The sequence below is a fragment of the Vibrio sp. 10N.222.55.C6 genome (assembly GCF_041473395.1).
GTDB lineage: Bacteria > Pseudomonadota > Gammaproteobacteria > Enterobacterales > Vibrionaceae > Vibrio > Vibrio crassostreae_C.
Genome location: NZ_JBFRSD010000285.1, coordinates 1 through 278, shown reverse-complemented (window position 1 = coordinate 278; position 278 = coordinate 1). Strand labels below are relative to the sequence as shown.

General features: G+C 47.1%; 1 pseudogene. It reads right to left on the bottom strand.

Annotated elements, in window-relative coordinates:
* Nucleotides 1-278, bottom strand: a pseudogene (locus AB4486_RS23700) (molybdopterin containing oxidoreductase); the annotation flags it as partial.

The window sequence follows — 278 nt, the reverse complement described above, 5'->3', positions numbered from 1 at the left end:
TCACTTCAAAGGTCCAAGTATCTGGATCCATCTCCGTAAAATCTGGCATCAAGCCATTCCAACGAACAAAGGGAACATCTGCAGGAGTCACAGCAGGTGCAAGCATACTTTCTGGCGGATACGCATTCAAAGGGTTGGTATTTAAAACGGTGTAGTAATCCGGTAGATCTTCTGCTTTTGCCCACGTTAATGCATTGATGTCCAGTGCAGCTAAACCTTCAGGGCGATTCGCGGCAAATACCCACGACACCGGTAATGCAGATACTGCGGTTACTGAA